Raw genomic sequence first — 19,224 nt, forward strand, 5'->3', positions numbered from 1 at the left:
TCGTCAGTGCCGGGTGTGCGGGCCGCCGCGGCCCGTCCCGGAACGGTCTTCGGGCCCACCGTCGTGGTCGGTGCCCCCATCGTGGCCGGCCGCGCGCGGTTCGATCGCGATCAACGGCTCCTGGTACTCCACCGATTGCGCATCCGGCACCAGCACCTCCACCACCCGCCCGGACACGTCCGCGGTGATGGTGTTCATCATCTTCATGATCTCCAGGATCCCCACCGTCTGGCCGGGGCGGACGGTGTCGCCGACGCTGACGAAGGGCTTCGCGCCCACCTCGGGCGCGTGGTAGAAGGTGCCGACCGTCGGGGCGCGGACGAACCGGCGTGCGCTTTCCGCCGCGACCGGCTGCTCGACCTGCGGCGCGGCGGGTGCGCCGGAGGCCACCGGCACCGGGCCGGGCGCGGCGGATTCGGGCCACTCGATCTCGATGCTGGTGTCGCCGCACGTCAACCGGATCCAGCGCGGCGGGTTCGGCGCGCTGCGCGCGTGCTGCGGCCCGTCGGCCGGTTGTGCGTGCGGCTGAGGGTGCGGTTGCGTGGCGTGTGCGGGGTTCAGCGGCTTGACCCACCGCTCGTCCGCGTAACCGGAGTGGTGGTTGACGTGGTCGTCGACGTGCGCGTCGCGCGCTTCGGGGGTTCCGGGGTGTGGGGTCATGACGCACTTCCTTCGGCACGGGCATCCGGCGCGGCGCCGAAGCTCCGGAATCGGTCTCCGCGTTCGCGCAGGAGCCGGGTCTTGTCCAGCGCTCGCAACTCGTCGACCACCGGGATCAGTGCGGCGCGCAGCAGTGCGGCGGCCCGGCCCGGGTCGGTGTGCGCACCGCCGGGCGGCTCGGGCACGATCGCGTCGACCACACCCAGGCGCAGCAGTTCCCGCGGGCGCATGCGCAGCGCGGCCGCGGCGGCGGGCGCCGCCGCGGGGTCCTTCCACAGGATGGCCGCACAGCCTTCGGGGCTGATCACCGAGTAGACGCCGTGCTCTCCGATCAGTACCCGATCGGCGACCGCGAGCGCGAGGGCGCCGCCGCTGCCTCCCTCGCCGGTGATCACCGTGACGATCGGGGTGGGCAGTCGGGCCATCAGGCGCAGGTTCTCCGCGATGGCGACGGCCTGGCCGTCCCGCTCGGCGTCCGGTCCGGGGTTGGCGCCGGGTGTGTCCACCAGGGTGAGTACCGGCAGGCCCAGTTTGGCGGCGAGCCGCATCAGCCGGGCGGCCTTGCGAAAGCCCGCCGGGGTGGCCATGCCGAACTTGCGGTGTTGGCGTTCGGCGAGGTTGTCGCCGCCCTTTTGGTGACCGATCAGCATCACCGGCAGGCCGTCGAGCCGGCCGATGCCGCCGACCACCGCGGGGCAGTCCGCGCCGATCCGGTCGCCGTGCAACTCGTGGAAGTCGTCCAGGAGTCGGCCGGCGTAGTCCAGGGTGGTGGGTCGCCCGGGGTGCCGGGCCAGCCGGACCGCCTCCCACGGGTCACCCTCGTCCGGCCTCCCGTTCACGGCGTGGCCGTCGGCTGCGTGGCCGTTGGCAGTGCGACCATTGGCGGTGTGACCGTTGGCGGAACGCCCGTTCAGCCCATTCGCCGCGAGCCCGCTTGCCACGGCCTCGTTCGGCCCGAGCCCGTTCGCCGCAAGCCCGTTCACCGCCGACCCGCCGACGGCCGCCCCCACCACGGCCGGCATCTGCGCGACCGGCTCGGCCCGCGACTCCTCCGGACGCGCCTCGCGCGGTTCGTCCAGGCCGAGGAAGTGTCGGATCGTCGCGCGCAGCGCCGCTCGGGGTGCGATCGCGTCGACCATCCCGTGTTCGAGCAGGAATTCGGCGGTCTGGAAACCGGCGGGCAGGCGTTCACCGATGGTGTGCTCGATCACCCGGGGACCGGCGAAGCCCATCCGCGCACCCGGTTCGATCAGGATGACGTCGGCCAGTGTGGCGAAGGAGGCCGCCACCCCGCCGTAGGTGGGGTCGGTGATCAGCGACACCACCAGAACGCCGGCCTCGTCCAACTCCGCCAGGGCGTGCGCGGTCTTGGCCATCTGCATGAGCGAGAGCACGCCCTCCTGCATCCGGGCTCCGCCCGAGGCGGTGACCAGCAGCAGCGGAGTACGGGTGCGCAGGCTCTCGTTCGCGGCCTCGGTGATCAGCGCGCCGACGGCGCAGCCCAGGCTGCCGCCCAGGAAGCGGAAGTCCATCGCGGCCACCACGACCGACCGGTCGTGGATCGTGCCCCGCGCGCACAGGACCGCCTCGTCCATGCCCGCCGCGGCACGCGCCTCGGCCAGACGTTCCGGGTACGGGCGCGAGTCCACGAAGCCCAGCGGGTCGTGCGGGGTGGGGCCGGCGGTCAGCGGTGTCTGCGAACCGGGGTCGAGGAGTTGGTCCAGTCGTTGCCGGGCCGTGAGTCGGGCGTGGTCACCGCAGTCGGGGCACACCCGCAGATCCCGGGTGAAGCGTTTGCCGTATACGAGTTCGGCGCAGCGCCCGCACTTGACCCAGTCGGGTCGGGCGTGGACGGTGAGCCCGAGGTCGGTCTCGATCATGGCTTCGGAGTCCTTGGACGAAGGGGCCTCGAACGAGAAGGCCCAGGACGGAGCGGCCTTGGACGCAGCGGCGCCTTGGACGCAGGGAGCTCGACGAACGCGAGCCCGGACCGGGCGCGTTCGTGCGCCCGGGATCGGAACGACCGCACCACGACGCCACGTTCGCGTTATGCCTGTGCGTCCCGCTCCCAGCGGTAGAACTCGCGGGCCATCGCGTCCTGCGGCGACCGCCAGGTCTTCGGGTCGTAGGCGTTCACGTGCACGGCCAGCCGCTCGCTGATGTCGCGGAACTGCGGGTGCCCGGCGACCTTGGCGACGGCCGGCCCGGGCGGGCGGTCGGCCTCGATCAGATGCAGGTACAGGTCGCCGAACTGGAACAGACTGCGGCCGGTGACCCCCACGAGGTGCGGGAGTTCACCGGTGTCGGACGAGGCGAAGATGTCCGCGATCCGGGGTGCCGAATCGGGCTTCATCCGGGCCACGATCAGGGTGCGGTGCATGTGCGGTGGTCCTTCCCGGTCTGTCGGTCGATGACCGGCGGGACCGCGGGATGCGGTCCCGCCGGCGGAGGCGCCGTCGTCGGACGGACCGGCGGCGGCGCGACGGTCACCAGGTGCGGGCGGTGGGCGCGACGCCCATCTCGCGGGCCCGCTCCTGGATGCGGTCCCGGATCAGCTCCAGTTGCACGCGCGAGTTGCGGTTGATGTTGTCCGTCATCCACGCGTCGTCGACCGGGGCGGTCTCCTTCATCGCGAAGTCCTGCACCCAGCGCATCCGCACACCGTCGGGGACCTCGTGGTACTCCCAGCGGATGTGCATGTGCGCGAACGGCCCGGTCTCCACCCGGCGGGCCCACACCGTGCGGGCGTCGCGGTCGGCCTCGCGCTCGGAGACCCAGCTCCAGACCTTGCCGTCCTTGTCCGGGTGCATGGTCAGCCGGAAGGTGACCTTGGCGTCCTCGCGCGAGAGGATCTCCACCGACGCGTATTCGCTGAACAGGTCCGTCCAGTGCTCCACGTCGTTGGTCATGTCCCAGATCAGGTCGAACGGGGCCGAGATGACGATGTCGTTGTCGGTATGGCCGGCCATGTCACACTCCGGAGGTGAGTTGGGAGTTGGTGGTTTCCAGGAACTCGCGCGGGGTCTTGCACTGGTCCACGTCCGCGCCGAGCGGGAATTGGTAGCGCCGCTCCAGTTCGGAGACGATCCCGAGCAGCCCCAGCGAGTCGAGTCCGAATTCCTCGAACGTCGACCCCGGCAGGCTCATCCGTTCCGGATCGGCGGTGACGCCGGCGCAGGTCTTCATCAGCGCGGCGAGTTCTTCGTAGGTGAGGGGTCCGTTCATCGCAGGCTTCCTTCTTCCGTGCTTCCTTGCGGGGGACCGCTACGCGGTCGGGAAGGGCGTGCCGGGCCGGCCTTCGCCGCGGCGCAGCACCAGTGCCGCGTTGTGGCCCATCAGGCCCCTACTGAGCACCAGGGCGGTGCGCAGTTCGGCGGCTCGGGCCCGGCCGGTGACCAGATCCAGGTCGTGGCAGACGTCGAAGACGCCCGGAGTAGGCGGCAGTACGCCGTGTTCCATGGCCAGGATCGCGGCGGCGCAGTCCAGGACGGGTGCGCCGCAGTACGCGCGGCCGATGCCCGCTTTGGGGGCGGTCACCGGCACCCGGGCGGCGTGTGCGCCCAACGCGTCGGACAGGGCCAGTACTTCGGCGTGGTCGGCCTCGCGCACCCCGAGGGCGTCCGCGAAGACCACGTCGATGTCCTGCGGGGCGCATTCGGCCTCGGCGAGCGCGTCGCGGATCGCCCGGGCGAGGCCGTGCCGGGAGGGTTCCCAGCCCGAGGTGCCGGTGAACGTCGCGCCGTGCCCGGCCACTTCGGCCCGGATCCGGGCGCCGCGCCGGTGCGCCGCGGCCGCCTCCTCGACGACGAACATCGCGCCGCCCTCGGCGGGGGCGAATCCGCACGCGGTCGAGGTGAACGGCAGGTACGCCTGCCCGGGTTCGCGGGCCAGGCTGAGCGCGTCGTAGCCGAGCTGGCACACCATCGAGTACGGCGCCAGCGGGGCCTCCGCCGCGCCGACCACGACGGCGTTCGTGCCGCGGCTGATGGTGCGGGCCGCGTGCGCGAGGGCGTCCAGCCCGCCGGCCTCGTCGTTGGCCAGCACCGCGCACGGCCCCTTGAAGCCGCCGCGGATGGAGATCTGGCCGGTGGTGGCGGCGTAGAACCAGGCGATGGACTGGTAGGGCCCGACGAAGCCGGGTCCCTGCCCCCACAGGTTCTGCAGCTCGCGCTGGCCGAACTCGCCGCCGCCGGAGCAACTCGCGGTGGTCACCCCGACGCCGAACGTGGGCATCGGGCCGAGCGCGGCGTCGGCCAGTGCCTGATCCGCGGCGACCATCGCGAAGTGCGTGAAACGGTCGGTCTGGACCAGGAAGCGCTCCTCGACCACCGCGGCCGGGTCGAAGTCGCGCACCTCGCCGGCGATCGCCAACGGGAGATCGCCGCAACCCTCGCGGGTGATCCGGTCCAGGACGCACAGGCCCTCGCGGGTGGCCTTCCAGAACACGTCGGCACCGATGCCGTTGGGTGCGACGACGCCGACACCCGTCACCACGGTGCGTCTGGGTGCGGAGATGTTCACCGGGGTCTCCTTTCCCGGCGGTCCAGCACCACGGCGGACTGGAATCCGCCGAACCCGCTGCCCACCGACAAGACCGTGTGCAGAGCCATCGGCCGGGCCGTCCCCGGCACGTAGTCGAGGTCGCACTCGGGGTCCGGGGTCTGGTAGTTCGCCGTGGGCGGCACCGCCTTGTGTTCCATCGCCAGGGCGCACGCGGCCAGTTCGATCGCGCCGATCGCGCCGAGCGAGTGGCCCACCATGGACTTGATCGAACTCATCGGGGTCCGGTACGCGTGCTCGCCCAGTGAGCGCTTGACCGCCGCCGTCTCGTGGCGGTCGTTCTGCTTGGTGCCCGAGCCGTGCGCGTTGACGTAGTCGATGGCGGTGGGCTCGACTCGCGCGTCCGCCAGTGCACGGTCGATCGCCTCGGACATCTCCAGGCCCTCGCGGGTCAGGCCGGTCATGTGGTGCGCGTTGCCCCGGGTGGCGAAGCCGCCGACCTCGCAGTACACGTGTGCACCGCGGCGCCGGGCGTGTTCGAGCTCCTCCAGCACGAGTACCGCGGCGCCCTCGCCCAGGACGAAGCCGTCCCGGTCCGCGTCGAACGGCCGGGAGGCGTGTGCCGGGTCGTCGTTGCGGGTCGAGGTCGCCTTGATCGCGTCGAAACAGGCGACCGTGATCGGCGAGATCGGCGAGTCCGAGGCGCCCGCCAGGTAGACGTCGGCCCGGCCCTCCTCGATCGCGTGCGCGGCGTACCCGATCGCGTCGAGGCCGGACGTACAGCCGGTGGACACGGTCTGCACCGGGCCGCGGGCGTCGAACTCCTCGGCCACCTCGGAGGCCAGGGAGCTCGGGGAGAATGCCCGGTGCAGGAACGGGTCGGCCCGGTCGGGGTCCACCGCCCAGTTTCGGCCCGAGCCGCTGACCGCGACATAGTCGTGTTCGAGCCGAGTGGTGCCACCCACGGCGGTGCCGAGCGAGACGCCGAACCGCCAGGGATCCTCCGCGTCCCGGTCCAGACCGCAATCCCCCATCGCCTCGGCCGCCGCCGCGAGCGCGAACTGCACGTAGCGGTCCGCGCGCTCGACCCGGTTCCGATCGACGCCGCAGGCGATCGGGTCGAAGTCGCATTCGGCGGCGATCCGGGAGCGGAAGCCGGTGGGGTCGAAGAAGGTGATGCCGCGGGTCGCCGTACGGCCGGCCATCAGCATGTCCCAGAACGCGGTGACACCCACGCCGCCGGGCGCCACGACGCCGACGCCGGTGACCGCCACCCGGCGCCTCAAGAGTCGACGCCCACGGTCTCGGCGGGCTCGATCCCCTCCGTGTCGACGTGCCCCAGTTCCGGTCGGGGCGCCAACGGGGCGAGTTGGAAGACCATGCGCGCCTGCACCCGGCCGACGTTGCGGAACCGGTGCCGCATGTTCTTGGGCACCATCAGGCCCTGGTCGGGCTGGAGTTCGTAGGTGACGCCGTCCAGGTCGACCTCCAGGGCCCCGGTGACGACGTGGATGAACTCCTCGGAGTACGGGTGGTAGTGCTCGCCGATCATGTCGCCGGGCTCGATGATGGCCAGGCCCATGAAGCCGCTGGTGGATCCCACCGTCGCCGGCCCGAGCGTGACCCGCAGGTCACCGCCCCGGCGCCGGTTGGGCTCGATCTCGTCGACGTTGACGATGCGTACGGTCTGCGTGGTCATGTGTGCCACCTCCAAGTGGCGGGGGGGGGCCCCCCGCGCCCCCCCGGGGGGGGCGGGCCCCGCCGTGCGTGTGGGCAAGTCCGCCGCACTGCAATGGAGTTGGGCGAAACCGGGATGATCCCCTTCGGCAGGGTTGAGCATGGCCGTGTCGGGCAGACGGCCGGGCACAGTGCCTGTGAACGGTGGGTGCGGGCCGAAGCCGAGGAAGGGTCGCGTGTGATGGTTGATCCGAGGGACGTGACGGACACGGTGGCGGTGTCGCCGTATGCCGGCGATGGGGCGCAACTCGTGCCGGGTGGGCCGGATCGTTCGCCGCAACCGGTGTTGCCGGCCGCGGGAATGCGCGGTCGTACCGCGATCGCCGACGGCGTGGTCGCGAAGATCACCGGGGTGGCCGCCCGGGAGATCGAGGGTGTGTATGCGCTGGGCGGTTCGATGACGCGAGCGTTGGACGCGGTGCGGCAGCGGGTTCCGGGCGGTCGGCCGAACGTGGCGCACGGCGTGAGTGTCGAGGTCGGGGAGCGGCAGTGCGCCCTCGATCTGAACCTGGTGGTGGAGTACGGCGTGCCGATTGCCGAACTGGGCGAGGCGGTGCGCGGGCACGTCATCGACACCGTCGAGCGGATGACCGGTCTCGAAGTGGTCGAGGTGAACGTGGCCGTGGACGACATCCACCTGCCCGACCGGGACTCGCACGTGTCGGCTCGGGTCGAATAGGCCTGAACGCCGGTACGTCCCGCAACGGGCCGGTGGGTGGGCGCGGTTCGGGGCGGGGAGGCGCTTCCGAGCCGGGTCGGCCGTGGTGTTTGGCCGGCGTGGGATCCCGCCTGGCCGTCGACGTCGGGCGTGGGCGCGCCGGGCGGGGTGGCGGCTCGGTGCGGGCGGTGTCGTCGCGCCGAGCCGCCCGTTCGTTCAGCCGTCGTGGCTGTCATGGCCGTCGTGGCCGTCTCGGCGGTTCGGGTCGCTTGGGTCGCCCGGGTGGTGGAGTGCGTCGCGGTAGGCGGTGCAGACCGCGTCGGTCACCGTGTTCGCGTTCGCGAGGCCGGTCAGGTGCCGGCGGCCGGTTCGGCCCAGGCGTCGGCGTTCGCGCGGGTGGGTCAGGAGGCTGTCGAGGGCTCGGGTCAGGGCGGTCACGTCGGCGGGTTCGACCAGGACGCCCGCGTGGCCGAGGCCCAGTTGGTGCGGGATGGCGCCGACGGTGGTGGCGATCACCGGTACACCCGCGGCCATCGCCTCCAGGACGACCAGCGGGGCACCCTCGGTCAGGGACGGGACGCACAGGATGTCCAAGGCGGCCACCGCCGCCGGGCCGTCCGTCCGCATCCCCCGGAAGCGCACACGGTCCCCGAGTCGCAAGTGCCGTGCCAACGCGTGCAGGTCTTCACGCAGTCGGCCGTCGCCCACGACGGTGAAGGCCACCCCGGGATGCCGATCCACGAGCCGGGCGGCGGCGCGCAGGAAGAACTCCACCCCCTTCTCCGGCTCCAACCGCCCGACCACCCCGACCGTCACGGGCGCATCGCGCCGGTACGCGGGCGCCGCCGGCGGGCCGCCGAACACGGCGGTGCCCACCACCCGGACCCGCGCCGCGGGAACCCCGTCGACCCGGCGCAGCCGGTCGGCGATCTGCTCCGAGACGGCCAGGATCAGTGCGCATCGGCGGTACAGGGGGCGGCTGTAGGCGCGGGCCAGGGGACCGCGCCAGGAGGCCATGCTGTGCTCGGTCACCACCACCGGGACACGGGCGAGGCGGCCGGCGAGGGCCGCGGCCATCGTGGCGGCGTGCACGTGTGCGTGGACCACGTCGAATCGGCCCACCCGGGCCAGTCGCGCGATCCGCAGCGCCAGCATCGGGCTGACCAGGCGGGCCACCCGGCGCCTGCCCAGCACCACGACCGACACGCCCGCGGCGGCGAGTTCGGCGCCGGCCGGTCCGTCCTCGGTGCACGCCAGCACCACCGTGTGTCCACAGGCCGCCAACGCGCCCGCCAATCCCGCGACTTGCCGCTGCGCGCCGCCGATGCGCAGGTCGTCCACCACGAGCAATACCCGTAGCGACCCGCGCCCCTCCGCGCCCCCCTGCCCGCGCGGCGTCCCCCTGACCCCGATCGTCGCCCCCCTGGTGCACGGCCGCCGCAGTGTCGCGCCCCCGTTATACGAGGATGTCCCTTCTCGGGCGCCGGGGGAGGCGAGAGCCGATTTCGGTGCGGTCGCCCGACGGTTCGAGCGCATTGTCTGCGGCGGCCGGAATCTATGGTCGACGCCTGCGGAAAACAAGACCCGGGCCACGGCGCCGACCGGTGTGTCGGCGGCCGGCCGGGAGGAGCGGCCCGGGGTCGGGCTCCGCTCCCGAACCGCCGGCGGGGCAGGGCCCGTGCCGCGCCCGCCCGTTGGTCTCATGCCATCGAAACGGGCGGACCGGGAGGAATGGTTCAACTTCGAGCCGGACTCGGGCGGTTCGGCGGAGTGCCCGAGTCCGGCGGTCACGGCCCGTTCGCAGGGCGGGATGCTCGACATCCACGACGACACCGGCCAACCGGCTCTCCGGGCGGCGGACCTGACGGACGCGTTCCGCGGCCTCATTCCGGCGGGACGACACGGGTCCTCGCCCCGGACGGGACCGTCCTGTTCGACCAGCCCGACGACGGCACGCGCCCGCCCGAGGTACAACGCGGCGAGCTGCGCCGGATCCTGCTCGACTCGCTCCCGGACGGGACCGTCCGGTGGGGTCGCAAGGTCGGCGGCGCCCATGCCCTCGGCGCGGGCCGCCACGAGGTGACCTTCGCCGAGCACCGTCGTCACGAGCCTGCCGGTCGGCGCGGACGGCGCCTGGTCACGGGGCCGGCCGCTGCTCTCCGACGCCACACCCGAGTACGTCGGCAGGTCGTTCGTCGAGACCTTTCTGTTCGACGCCGACACCCGGTATCCGGCCGGTATCCGGCCGCCGCGAAGGCGGTCGGCGGCGGTTCGTTGCCCGCGCTCGCGCCGGGCAAGGCGACCCAGGCCCACCGGGAGACGGACGACACCCTCCGCACCTACGTGGTGCTCTCCAAGCCGCAGGACTGGTTCGCCACCTGGTTCGCCACCGTCGATTTCACCGATGCCGCCGCGGGCACGGCGCGGACAGCGCGGGAGTTCGACGGCTGGACACCGGAACTCACCGCGTTGATCACCGACAGTGACACCGCGCCGGTCCTGCGTTCCCTGAACGGTCTGCCGATCGCACACCGCTGGGATCGGGTGCCGGGGGTGACCCTGCTCGGCGATGTCGCCCACGTCTCGGCTCCGGATGATGAAGGCGCCAACCCGGCCATGCTCGACGGTGCCGAACCGGGCAAGGCCCTCGCCGCACACCCCGACGACGTCGAGGCCGCGCTCACCGCATACGAGCAGGCCAGGTTCCCGCGCAGCGCAGCCGCCGCCACCGAGGGCGCTCGGCTCCACGAGCCCCTCTTCGGCGACGACACGCCGCACGGCCTGATCGCGCTGTTCGCCGGAATCGGGTAGCACCGGCTTCGGGCCGGGCGGGACCGCGCCCGGGTGGCATCGGGAAGCGCGCTACGGGCCTGCTACGGACGGTGCGGCGGTGTCGTGCGGTTGCGGTGCTGTAGTGCGGCACAGGCCCGGGGTCAGGGGCGGAGCAGCGGATTCGGGGGCGAGCCGGTGGAGTAGTCGCCCGCCGGCGGGGTGGCTCGGCCCTCGGGCCACGGCCGGGAGAGCGACGCGGGCATGGCGTCCTGGTCGGGCGGTCGCACCACGGCGTATCCCTGGCCGGGCGCGGGACGAAGCCGGGCGGACTCGCCGTTGATGAACGGCGCCAGGAGATCCATCTCCCGGTGGTAGACGAACAGGGACGACGCGGTCCCGAATATCGCCGGTCCGTCCAGGACCAGCGGCAACTCGGCGAGGGCGTAGCCCACGGCGTGGTCTATCTGCTCCTCGGTCGGCTCCTGCCCGGCGACCCGCCGGACCGCTCCGCGCGCGGTGCGGCGACAGGCACCGCGCACCGCCTGGTCGGTGTGGTAGGCGTCGCGCACGCGCTTCAGCGAGTGCTGGTACGCGGGGCGTTCGGACAACTGCGTCCAGGTGTGCAGATGGTGTTCCGGGTCGGCCACACCCGCGTTGCGCAGGCCGCGTCGGGCGGGGCTGCGCAACCGGCCGACGGCGTACCGGGCGCGGCGGACGGCCTCCGAGGGCTGGACGCCGGCCGCGGTCAGCGTATGCGCGGCCTCGTCTCCGGGGACGAAGACGTCGACCCTGACGAAGTTCGCGCAGGCCCACTGCACCAGGGCCTCGACCCTGCGGGGCTTGTAGTAGCTGTTCCAGGGGCTGAGCCCGATCAGTACGTGCTCCGCCCGCTCGAGGACGCTTCGGCTACCGAGCGTGCACGGCCACACCATGAATCCCATGCGATCGACTCCTTAGCGTTCCCTCCATGATTCCATCGCCAAAACACACCACCGAATCGACCCATTCCGGGCCCACCGCCGGCACGCAGCGTGCCCGGGACCGGTCGGCCGCGGTCGTCGTGTCGGGCGCGGCTTGGACGCCGCCGAGTCGGTCGCGTCGATTCGCTCGGTCGCGGGCGGCGGCACGCGGGTCAGCGGATGCGGCCGATGCCGGCGAACATGTTGGTGTGCTCGACGCCGACCGGTGGCTCGTCGGCGGTGGGGCGCCAGTGCTGCATGGGGACCACGCCCGGGTCGACGAGGTCGCACCGTTCGGCGAACAGGGCCTCCAACTCGCTGCGGGAGCGCAGGTACATCGGTACGCCCCGGCGCGTGTACACCTCGGCCAGCGCGGTGGAGCCGACCGCCAGGTCCGCCGTCGCCGCGGTGATCGCCAGGTAGCTGCCCGGCGCGAGCGGCGCCGTCAACTTCTCGATCAGCCCGGCGGCGTCCTCGACGAACTGCAACATCGCGATCACCGTCACCCCTACCGGTTGGTCGAGGTCCAGGGTCTCGCGCAGCTCGGGGGTCGAGAACAATTGGTCGGGATCGCGCATGTCGGCCTCGACGTAGGCGGTTCGGCCCTCCGGGGAACTGGAGAGCAGGGCGCGGGCGTGCACGAGCACGATGGGGTCGTTGTCCACGTAGACCACGTGCGACTCGGGCGCGGCGTCCTGCACGACCTCGTGCAGATTCGGCGACGTGGGGATGCCGGTACCGATGTCGAGAAACTGGCGGATGCCGCCCTCGGTGACCAGCCAGTGCGCCATGCGCCGCATCACCGCCCGGTTGACCCGCATGCTCGTCCACAGCTCGGGCCACACCTTCAGGGCTTCCTCGGCCGCTTCGCGGTCGGCGAGGTAGTTGTCCTTGCCGCCCAGGACGTAGTCGTACATCCGAGCCGAATGCGGAACCGTCGTGTCCACCTGAACCATCGTCGGCCACTCCTGCCTTCCAACTGGTGACGCGCTGGGATCAGTTCGCGTCCTGGCGTGCATCCATGGAACGTATAAGCGGGTCGGGGATCGGACAACCGGGCCGATGCTTTCGTCCCCATTGCATGCGACATTCGACCGCGGGTGGGCGGCCGGAGGCCGGCGCGAGCCGCGGTCGCCGCCTCCCGGGGCTCAACCGGAGGGACCGGCGGGTATGGCGGGTGGCGGGGCTATCAGCGCGTCGACGGCGGAGGCGACTGCTGCGGGAGCGGAAATCATGGGCAGATGGCGGGACTTGGGGATCATGGTCGGCGCCGGCGCGCCGATGCGGGTGGCGGTGTCGGTGGGGGTTTCGTCGTCGAAGACATCGTCGTCGGCGCCGAAGACCACCGACTTGGGCACCCGCACGTCGTGCAGGCGGGCCAACCGCTCGGCGGAGATGCCCAGTACGCCCTCTCCGAGCATGCTCCACAGCGCGCCCTCGGCACCCGCCACCCGGAAGGGGCGCCGCCATTCGTCGACACCGGCCTTGTCGAGCCTGGGACACCCGGGGCCGCATTGTGCGCCGTAGACCTTGCGGATCAGCCAGTCCGTGCCGAGCCCGATCCGCAGCAGGCTGGTGCGGAACGGATCGATGAGCACGTATTGGAGCGCGGCCGGGGGGCCGGCGCCGGTGTCGAGCGCGTCGCCGTCCAGGAGCATCACGCCGCCGATCCGCTCGGGCGCGCGCAGTGTGGCCTCGGCGACCATCGCCGCGCCGCTGGAGTGGCCCACCAGCACCGGCCGTTCGTCCGGACCGCCCAGATGCATGGCGTCGAGGAAGCCCAGGAGTTGGCGGGTCAGGTGGTCGACCGTGTAGGGGCCGCGCCGTTCGCTGTACCCGTAGCCGGTGAGGTCGAGGGCATAGACCCGATGGTTGCGCGCCAGCAGCGGAGCCAGCCGCGACCACGTGTCGACCGATTCGAAGGCGCCGTGCACCAGGACGACCGGCGACCCGGACGTGCCCCACGTCTGGTAGCGCGTGCGTATGTCGGCCGCCTGTACGTAGGTCAGCCCCGAGGGTGGTGCGGCGCGGTCGTCGGTGAACGCGTTGTAGGTGAAGGACGCGACCGTCACGGCGACCAGCGTCATGGCACAGGTCAGTGCGATTCGGCGGGTCCAGCGCCGCAGCCGCGACCGTGGTGGCTTGTCGGGGACGGGAGTTGCGGATTTCTCGGCCGCTGCGCCGGATCCGCCTCCTCCGCCCGCCTCGGTCGGGGCGGCGGCCTGATCGCTCTCCCGGCCGTCCATGCCCACCCGACCACCCTTGCCCGCGTTGCCGCCTTCGTCGGGGACCGCCACGGCGGTGTCGGCGGCATCGGGATCCGCGCCGGCCACTGCGGATCGGCCACCCGCGGCATGTGCGTCCGGCTCGTGCTCGTGTGTCCCGCGCTCGTCTGCCGCGTGCGCATCGGCCTCGCGCTTGTGGTCGTTCGCCTCGTGCTCCTTCGCCGGGTGCCTGTTTGCTTCCCGCTCGTTCGCTTCGTGCTCGTCTGCCTCATGGTCGTCCGCACTCCGTTCCTGGTCGTGGTTCGGGTCGTCGCCCGTCTTGTCGTCGGTTGTCGCGTGGTCCAAAGCGTGTGCCCCGTTGGTGGATGGAAGCGCCTTCCCCGTCGGACCGGGCGCCCCGGGTGGTCGTTCCTTACCCGGACAACTCTCGCCCGCGGGCCGTCGTCCCCGCGTCCGACCCGAGGAGGCTTTCCGTGGCCTCCGTGGGAGGCATGCCGGCCGCGCACGCGTGCTTCCCGGGAAGTAGGCGAAGGACGTGACGTGGGCGGATGAGGCGAACGAGGCGAACCAGGCGAACGAGGCGCGGATTTCGGCCGACATGGGGCACGTTCACAAGGCTTGTCCGGAACCGAGGATCGCCCTACGGTGGCGGGCGGACCGGTGTGGGGTCGGCCCGTGTCGGCCGCCCGAACGCGCGGGCGGCGCCGCTTTGTTCGTGTCCGTGACCGAAAGAAGCAGGTGACCCATGCGCATGTCCCGTCGCATCGCCGCGACAACCGGCACCCTGGCGCTCACCCTGGGCGGTCTCGCCGCAGCCGCGCCGACTGCCCACGCCACCCCGTCCGCCTGCGTGGCCTACCTCGCGGTGGAGGGCTACAACTCGATGATCATCGGCACCGCATGCCAATACGGCAACAACGGTCCGTCCGGCGTGTCGGCCTGCCGAAGCCTGCTCACGGGGGTCGAGGGCGTACCGGTCACGATCGCCCAACGGGCCTGCGCGTACGCGGCGGCCTGAGGGAGGCCGCCGCCGCCATCACCATCGCAACCGCCCCTAATCACCCGTCCGCCGCCCGGAGCGCCGGCCACGGTCCCGCGTCACGCCGTCGGCGGAGGCGTGAACCGTGGACCGTCACCAGGGCGCCGGGCGCGCCTCGATGTGCGCAGCCATCGGCACCGTCACCTCGTGCCCTCCTGCCGAGGAACGATCACCAGCGGCCCCGGCGCGTGGTGGATCAGACCATGGGTGACCGAGCCGAGGAGCATGCCGCGGAAGCCGCCCACTCCTCGGGAGCCGACCACCAGGCACAGGGCGTCCTGAGCGGCGTCGGCGAGTCCGCGGACCCGGTGGCCGAGGACGGTGACGCGCTCCACCGGTACCTCCGGATACTTCTCACCCCACCCGGCGAGCGTCTCGCTCAGGCGGATCACCGACTCCTCCACCTCGGACTCGCTGCCGAACGCGGCGACCATGTCCGGCGTCGGCGGGCGTACCTGGACGGCCCGCAGGGCCGCGCCGCGCAGCGCGGCGGTCTGGAAGGCGTAGCCGACGGCCGGCTCGGAGCCGGCCGAGCCGTCGACGCCGACCACCACCGTCGGCGGCACACCCGCAGCGGGTTCGGGACCGCGCACCACCGCCACCGGACACGGCGCATGCGCGCTGACCGGGACGGCGATGCTGCCCGTGGTGAACAGTTCCGCCAGCGCCGACAACCGGCGCGAGCCGAGCACGAGCATGGCCGCGTCGGGCGCCTCGCCGCGCAACACGTCCACCGGGCTGCCCTCGACGGTCGCCAGGCTCACCTCCAGCCCCGCCCTGCCGGTGGTCGCCACAACCCGCGCCCTCTCCAACAACGCCTCGTCGGCCACCCGGCGCCGGTCGGCCCAACTGGGCCGCTGGACGGTCGCCCCGGCCCCGGCCTCGTGATACGTGTCGACTGCGGTCCAGTCGAACGCGTGCGCGGTGTGCAATCGGCCGTCGTGCCGGGCCGCCCGCTGCGGGGCCTCCGCTCCCGCCGGCGCGGCCGGCCATTCCGACGCGTGCACGAGCCGCAGTGGCAGCCCGTGTCGTACGGCCTCGTCCGCGGCCCAGCCGACGGCGAGCAGGCCCGCCGCCGAATTCTCCACTCCGGCCACCACGGGCCGTCGTCCGGTTGTCATGACAGCTCCCGATCACCCTGGGGAATCCGCCTCGATTGCGGTGCTGCCTTCCACTGTCTCTCCGCGAGCGCCTCCGTGCCGCGCCCGGAAGACTTCGGGGCACCTCCGGGGAGGTCTTCGGACGCGACGACGGGCGCGACGACGGGCGCGATGCGCACCGGATTCGCGTTGCGTACCCCGGCGCCTCCGGCACTCCGCTACCTCGGGTATCTCAGACACCTCGAACACCCCATGCACCTTGAACACCCCAGGCACCTTGAACAGCTCGGGCACCCCGGATACCCCAGGCACCCCGGGTCCCTCGGGTCCCTCGGGTCCCTCGGGTCACGCCTCCGAGCGCTCGTCGGCTTCCGGTGGCGAAGCGTCGGCCCCGGCGGAGTCGGCCGACAGCAGCGGTCGTTCGAACACCGTGCGCAGCACGATCGTGGTTCCGGTGCCCCGGATCACCGGGACCGCCCGGATGCGGTCGAGCGTGTCGGCCAGGTCGGCCGTCGAGGCGACCCGGACCTTGATCCAGAAGCAGTCCTCGCCGGCGACCTCGTGCGCCTCCAGGACGGCCGGCTCGCGGCGGATCGCCGCCTCCACCTGGTCGCGGGCCGCCTTGCCGGCGTCGAAGCGCAACGCGATGAACGCGGCAGTGCCCGCCTCGACCGCCTCCGGCGCGAAGGCCGCGTGGTAGCCGGTGATCACCTCGTCGCGCTCCAGCCGCTGGAGGCGATCGCGGACCGCCGGCTCGGACAGGTCCACCGATTTGGCGAGCGCGCGTACGGTCCGCCGTCCGTCGTTGCTCAGCGCGCGAAGCAGTGCCCGGTCGATGTCGTCCAGCGGCCGCGTCATCGAATCCCCTTGTTTCTGCGAATGAGATGGATCTACTCTAAAAAAGGCTAGCAGCCAGTTCCACTTAACTTACTGAGGTACAGGGATGGCTTTGACTCCTCTAATGAGGGATCGACTGTTGCCATGGGTCGCGCTCGTGACCGTCTGGATCCTGTGGGGTTCGACGTATCTGGGCATCCGGTACGCGATCGAGACGATCCCGCCGCTGCTCGCGGCCGGCGCCAGGTTCCTGACCGCCGGCCTGCTCATGTTCGCGGTCGTCGGCCCCCGGCACGCGCGCGGCGCGCAGCGACCGACCTGGCCGCACCTGCGTTCGGCGGCGATCATCGGCGGCCTGCTCCTGGTCGGCGGCAACGGCCTGGTGAGCCTGGGCGAACAACACCTCGACTCGGGCTTCGCCGCGCTGATCGTGGCCACGGTGCCGGTGTGGATGGTGCTGATCAACGCGCTGGTGACCAGGACGCGCGTGTCGGGCCCGGTCCTGCTGGCCCTGCTCCTGGGCACCGTCGGGATCGGTGTCCTGGTCGGTGGTCCGGGCGGTGACGTGCATGCGGGCGGCACGGTGATGGTGCTGATCGCGTGCGTGTTGTGGGCGGCCGGGTCGGTGTACGCGCGGACCGCGCCGCTGCCCAGGCACCCGCTCGTGGTCGCCTCGCTGGAGATGATCACGGCGGGCGTGGCCCTGCTCGTCCTGGCCGCGCTGCGCGGCGAGTTCGGCCGGCTGCACGTGGCCGACATCTCGACTGCCTCGTGGCTGGGCCTGACCTGGCTCGTCTTCGCGGGTTCGATCGTCGCGTTCAGCGCGTATCTGTACGTCAACACCGTGCTGCCCAACGACACGGTGGCGACCTACGCGTACGTCAACCCGGTCATCGCGGTGCTGCTCGGCGCCGCGATCGCGGGCGAGTCGGTGGGTTTGAACGTCTACCTCGGTGGCGCGATCATCGTCGCGTCGGTGGCCCTGATCGTCGCCACCCGCTCGCGCGGCTCCCGCCCGGCCACGCCGACCTCCGAGCCCGCGGACACCGGCGGGGGCGGCACACCGGCCGGGATCCCGAAGCCGGCCGAGGAGACCGCCGGGGTCGAGCGGGCCCGATGACACGGGGCGCGACGTGTGCGGGACGCGGCGCGGCGCCGTGGGGCCCGCACTCGGGCCCGGGGGCGGGTGGCCGGGAGCGGCCGAGCCGTATATCGATTGATGGCTGTCCGGCGGCCGGTTAGCGTGCCCGTCATGACGGAGATCTCCGCATCGGCGGATTGGCGCGCGGTCAACCGGGCCAACTGGGACGAGCGGGTCCCGATCCACACGGCAAGCGAGTTCTACGACGTCGACGGTTTCGTCGCGGGCAAGGAATCGCTGCGCGACTTCGAGGTCGCCGAGGTGGGCGACGTGGCCGGCCGGACATTGCTCCACCTGCAATGCCACTTCGGCCAGGACACCCTGGCGTGGGCCCGCCGCGGCGCCACCGTCACCGGCTTGGACTTCTCCGAACCGGCCGTGGCCGCGGCAACCGACCTCGCCACGCGGATCGGGATCGACACGGCCCGATTCGTCACCTCGGACCTGTACGACGCCGTCGACACCCTCCAAGGCCGGACCTTCGACATCGTCTACACCGGACTGGGCGCGCTGTGCTGGCTCCCGGACGTCGACCACTGGGCCCGTACGGTGGCGGCGTTGATCGCACCGGGCGGCTTCCTGTACCTGGCCGAGTTCCATCCGTTCGCCGACGTCCTGGCCGAGGACGGCCGCACCGTCGAGTCGGACTACTTCCGCCGCGACGCGCGGATGTGGGACGAGTCGGGCACCTATGCCGACATGGCCGCGCCGACCTCCGCGAACGTCACGATCGAGTGGCAACACGGCATCGGCGACGTGGTCAGCGCCCTGACCGCCGCCGGCCTGCGCCTGGAGTTCCTGCACGAACACGACTTCTCGCTTTTCGCCCGCTTCCCGGTCCTGGACCGGAACGAGGGCATCTATCGCTTTCCGGTAGGCCACCCGCGCGTTCCGCTGATCTACTCCCTGCGCGCGACGAAGGCGTAGCGGCCGAAGCGCAGCGGGCCGAGGCGCGCCTGCTGCGGACCGGGCCGCCGAGGGCTGCGGCGGCGCCGGTGGTCTTTGCGGATGCCGTCGGGCCGGGGGTACTCAGTGGGTCGTGCCGCGGAAGGCTGCCGGGACGTGGTAGCGGGGGACGAGGTAGCCGCCGCGCTCGTCGTGGTGGCCGACGGCGCCGACCGCGACCAGGCGGCGGGCGACGTCGAGTACGGCGTCCACGTCGGCCGGCGACTCCTCCTCGCCCGGCAGCAGCAGCGGTTGGGTGTTCAGGCACATCAACACCACGGCGGCCGTCGCGCGTTCGGTCCTGGCCGGGATCAGCCCGTGGCCCAGCGCCCACAGCGCCTTGGCGGCGTCGACATCCAGCGGCGTGCCTTCGAGGTCGAATCGGTGCGTCGCCGGGAACACCCGGTCGCCCACCACCTCGATCCGCTCGCGGAACACCACGCCCCGCGTGAACGACGGCACCTCGGCCGCCACCATGGGCCCCGGAACCGCCACACGCCCGCCACGCACCCGACTCTTGCGACTCATTCCCTGTCAACTGCCGCGGGGCACACACGGTCACGCCGACTCGGCGCCCAACGCCCGGCGCCCGGCGCGCTGCGTCGTCGCTGTGCGCGCGTCGCCGTGCTGTCGTCGCATGCACGGGTCGCC

General features: G+C 72.3%; 19 protein-coding genes and 1 pseudogene. 5 read left to right on the forward strand and 15 right to left on the reverse strand.

The window, feature by feature from the left end; all coding sequences use genetic code 11:
- Positions 1-3: 3 nt before the first annotated feature.
- The 8 genes from ACIBM5_RS40405 to ACIBM5_RS40440 form a co-directional block, all read right to left on the reverse strand.
- Positions 4-660 carry an acetyl-CoA carboxylase biotin carboxyl carrier protein gene (locus ACIBM5_RS40405; RefSeq protein WP_396011675.1) on the reverse strand — a complete coding sequence of 219 codons (657 nt, stop codon included), beginning with the start codon at positions 658-660 and terminating at the stop codon, positions 4-6.
- Complete coding sequence (accA, locus tag ACIBM5_RS40410; protein WP_396011676.1) at positions 657-2,540, reverse strand: acetyl-CoA carboxylase carboxyl transferase subunit alpha; 1,884 nt, start codon at positions 2,538-2,540, stop codon at positions 657-659. The genes ACIBM5_RS40405 and accA overlap by 4 nt, the downstream gene beginning before the upstream one ends.
- A 167-nt stretch (positions 2,541-2,707) precedes the next feature.
- Positions 2,708-3,040, reverse strand: a complete 333-nt coding sequence (locus ACIBM5_RS40415; RefSeq protein ID WP_391589530.1) for a TcmI family type II polyketide cyclase — start codon at positions 3,038-3,040, stop codon at positions 2,708-2,710.
- Between the two features lie 106 nt (positions 3,041-3,146).
- A complete protein-coding gene (locus ACIBM5_RS40420) occupies positions 3,147-3,629 on the reverse strand; it encodes an SRPBCC family protein (protein ID WP_396011677.1) in 483 nt (160 codons plus the stop codon).
- Position 3,630: 1 nt separating this feature from the next.
- Positions 3,631-3,885, reverse strand: coding sequence for an acyl carrier protein (locus ACIBM5_RS40425; RefSeq protein ID WP_396011678.1), 255 nt, complete (start codon positions 3,883-3,885; stop codon positions 3,631-3,633).
- Between the two features lie 39 nt (positions 3,886-3,924).
- Positions 3,925-5,181 carry a beta-ketoacyl synthase N-terminal-like domain-containing protein gene (locus ACIBM5_RS40430; RefSeq protein WP_396011679.1) on the reverse strand — a complete coding sequence of 419 codons (1,257 nt, stop codon included), beginning with the start codon at positions 5,179-5,181 and terminating at the stop codon, positions 3,925-3,927.
- Positions 5,178-6,446, reverse strand: coding sequence for a beta-ketoacyl-[acyl-carrier-protein] synthase family protein (locus ACIBM5_RS40435; protein WP_396011680.1), 1,269 nt, complete (start codon positions 6,444-6,446; stop codon positions 5,178-5,180). Before ACIBM5_RS40435 ends, ACIBM5_RS40430 begins: the two co-directional genes overlap by 4 nt.
- Positions 6,443-6,859 carry a cupin domain-containing protein gene (locus ACIBM5_RS40440; protein WP_391589525.1) on the reverse strand — a complete coding sequence of 139 codons (417 nt, stop codon included), beginning with the start codon at positions 6,857-6,859 and terminating at the stop codon, positions 6,443-6,445. Before ACIBM5_RS40440 ends, ACIBM5_RS40435 begins: the two co-directional genes overlap by 4 nt.
- Positions 6,860-7,078: 219 nt before the next feature.
- On the opposite strand from ACIBM5_RS40440, the gene ACIBM5_RS40445 reads away from it, so the two are divergent.
- Complete coding sequence (locus ACIBM5_RS40445) at positions 7,079-7,576, forward strand: Asp23/Gls24 family envelope stress response protein (protein ID WP_396011681.1); 498 nt, start codon at positions 7,079-7,081, stop codon at positions 7,574-7,576.
- 195 nt (positions 7,577-7,771) lie between these two features.
- Here the strand turns inward: ACIBM5_RS40445 and ACIBM5_RS40450 are convergent, their stop codons facing one another.
- Positions 7,772-8,899 (reverse strand): glycosyltransferase family 4 protein, encoded by a 1,128-nt coding sequence (locus ACIBM5_RS40450; protein WP_396011682.1) that lies wholly within the window; start codon positions 8,897-8,899, stop codon positions 7,772-7,774.
- A gap of 445 nt (positions 8,900-9,344) precedes the next feature.
- Here ACIBM5_RS40450 and ACIBM5_RS40455 point away from each other — a divergent pair.
- A pseudogene (locus ACIBM5_RS40455) lies at positions 9,345-10,366 on the forward strand (FAD-dependent oxidoreductase); the annotation flags it as partial.
- Positions 10,367-10,488: 122 nt separating this feature from the next.
- On the opposite strand, the gene ACIBM5_RS40460 reads toward ACIBM5_RS40455, so the two are convergent.
- The 3 genes from ACIBM5_RS40460 to ACIBM5_RS40470 form a co-directional block, all read right to left on the reverse strand.
- Positions 10,489-11,268 carry a tRNA-dependent cyclodipeptide synthase gene (locus tag ACIBM5_RS40460; protein ID WP_396011683.1) on the reverse strand — a complete coding sequence of 260 codons (780 nt, stop codon included), beginning with the start codon at positions 11,266-11,268 and terminating at the stop codon, positions 10,489-10,491.
- A gap of 191 nt (positions 11,269-11,459) precedes the next feature.
- A complete protein-coding gene (locus ACIBM5_RS40465) occupies positions 11,460-12,242 on the reverse strand; it encodes an SAM-dependent methyltransferase (protein WP_396011684.1) in 783 nt (260 codons plus the stop codon).
- A 192-nt stretch (positions 12,243-12,434) separates the two neighbouring features.
- Positions 12,435-13,856 (reverse strand): alpha/beta fold hydrolase, encoded by a 1,422-nt coding sequence (locus ACIBM5_RS40470; protein WP_396011685.1) that lies wholly within the window; start codon positions 13,854-13,856, stop codon positions 12,435-12,437.
- Positions 13,857-14,256: 400 nt separating this feature from the next.
- Between ACIBM5_RS40470 and ACIBM5_RS40475 the strand changes: the two genes are divergently transcribed.
- The gene (locus ACIBM5_RS40475) at positions 14,257-14,529 is read left to right on the forward strand and encodes a hypothetical protein (protein ID WP_396011686.1); all 273 of its coding nucleotides are present in this window, start codon (positions 14,257-14,259) and stop codon (positions 14,527-14,529) included.
- A gap of 161 nt (positions 14,530-14,690) precedes the next feature.
- Here the strand turns inward: ACIBM5_RS40475 and ACIBM5_RS40480 are convergent, their stop codons facing one another.
- Positions 14,691-15,671, reverse strand: coding sequence for a universal stress protein (locus ACIBM5_RS40480; RefSeq protein WP_396011687.1), 981 nt, complete (start codon positions 15,669-15,671; stop codon positions 14,691-14,693).
- 324 nt (positions 15,672-15,995) lie between these two features.
- Complete coding sequence (locus ACIBM5_RS40485; protein ID WP_396011688.1) at positions 15,996-16,508, reverse strand: Lrp/AsnC family transcriptional regulator; 513 nt, start codon at positions 16,506-16,508, stop codon at positions 15,996-15,998.
- Between the two features lie 103 nt (positions 16,509-16,611).
- Between ACIBM5_RS40485 and ACIBM5_RS40490 the strand changes: the two genes are divergently transcribed.
- Positions 16,612-17,607 (forward strand): EamA family transporter, encoded by a 996-nt coding sequence (locus ACIBM5_RS40490; RefSeq protein WP_396011689.1) that lies wholly within the window; start codon positions 16,612-16,614, stop codon positions 17,605-17,607.
- 132 nt (positions 17,608-17,739) lie between these two features.
- Positions 17,740-18,555, forward strand: coding sequence for a class I SAM-dependent methyltransferase (locus tag ACIBM5_RS40495; protein ID WP_396011690.1), 816 nt, complete (start codon positions 17,740-17,742; stop codon positions 18,553-18,555).
- A gap of 102 nt (positions 18,556-18,657) precedes the next feature.
- Here ACIBM5_RS40495 and ACIBM5_RS40500 read toward each other — a convergent pair whose 3' ends face one another.
- Positions 18,658-19,035, reverse strand: a complete 378-nt coding sequence (locus tag ACIBM5_RS40500) for a hypothetical protein (RefSeq protein ID WP_396011691.1) — start codon at positions 19,033-19,035, stop codon at positions 18,658-18,660.
- Positions 19,036-19,224 lie beyond the last annotated feature (189 nt).

This window comes from Embleya sp. NPDC050493, from assembly GCF_044458105.1.
Lineage (GTDB): Bacteria > Actinomycetota > Actinomycetes > Streptomycetales > Streptomycetaceae > Embleya.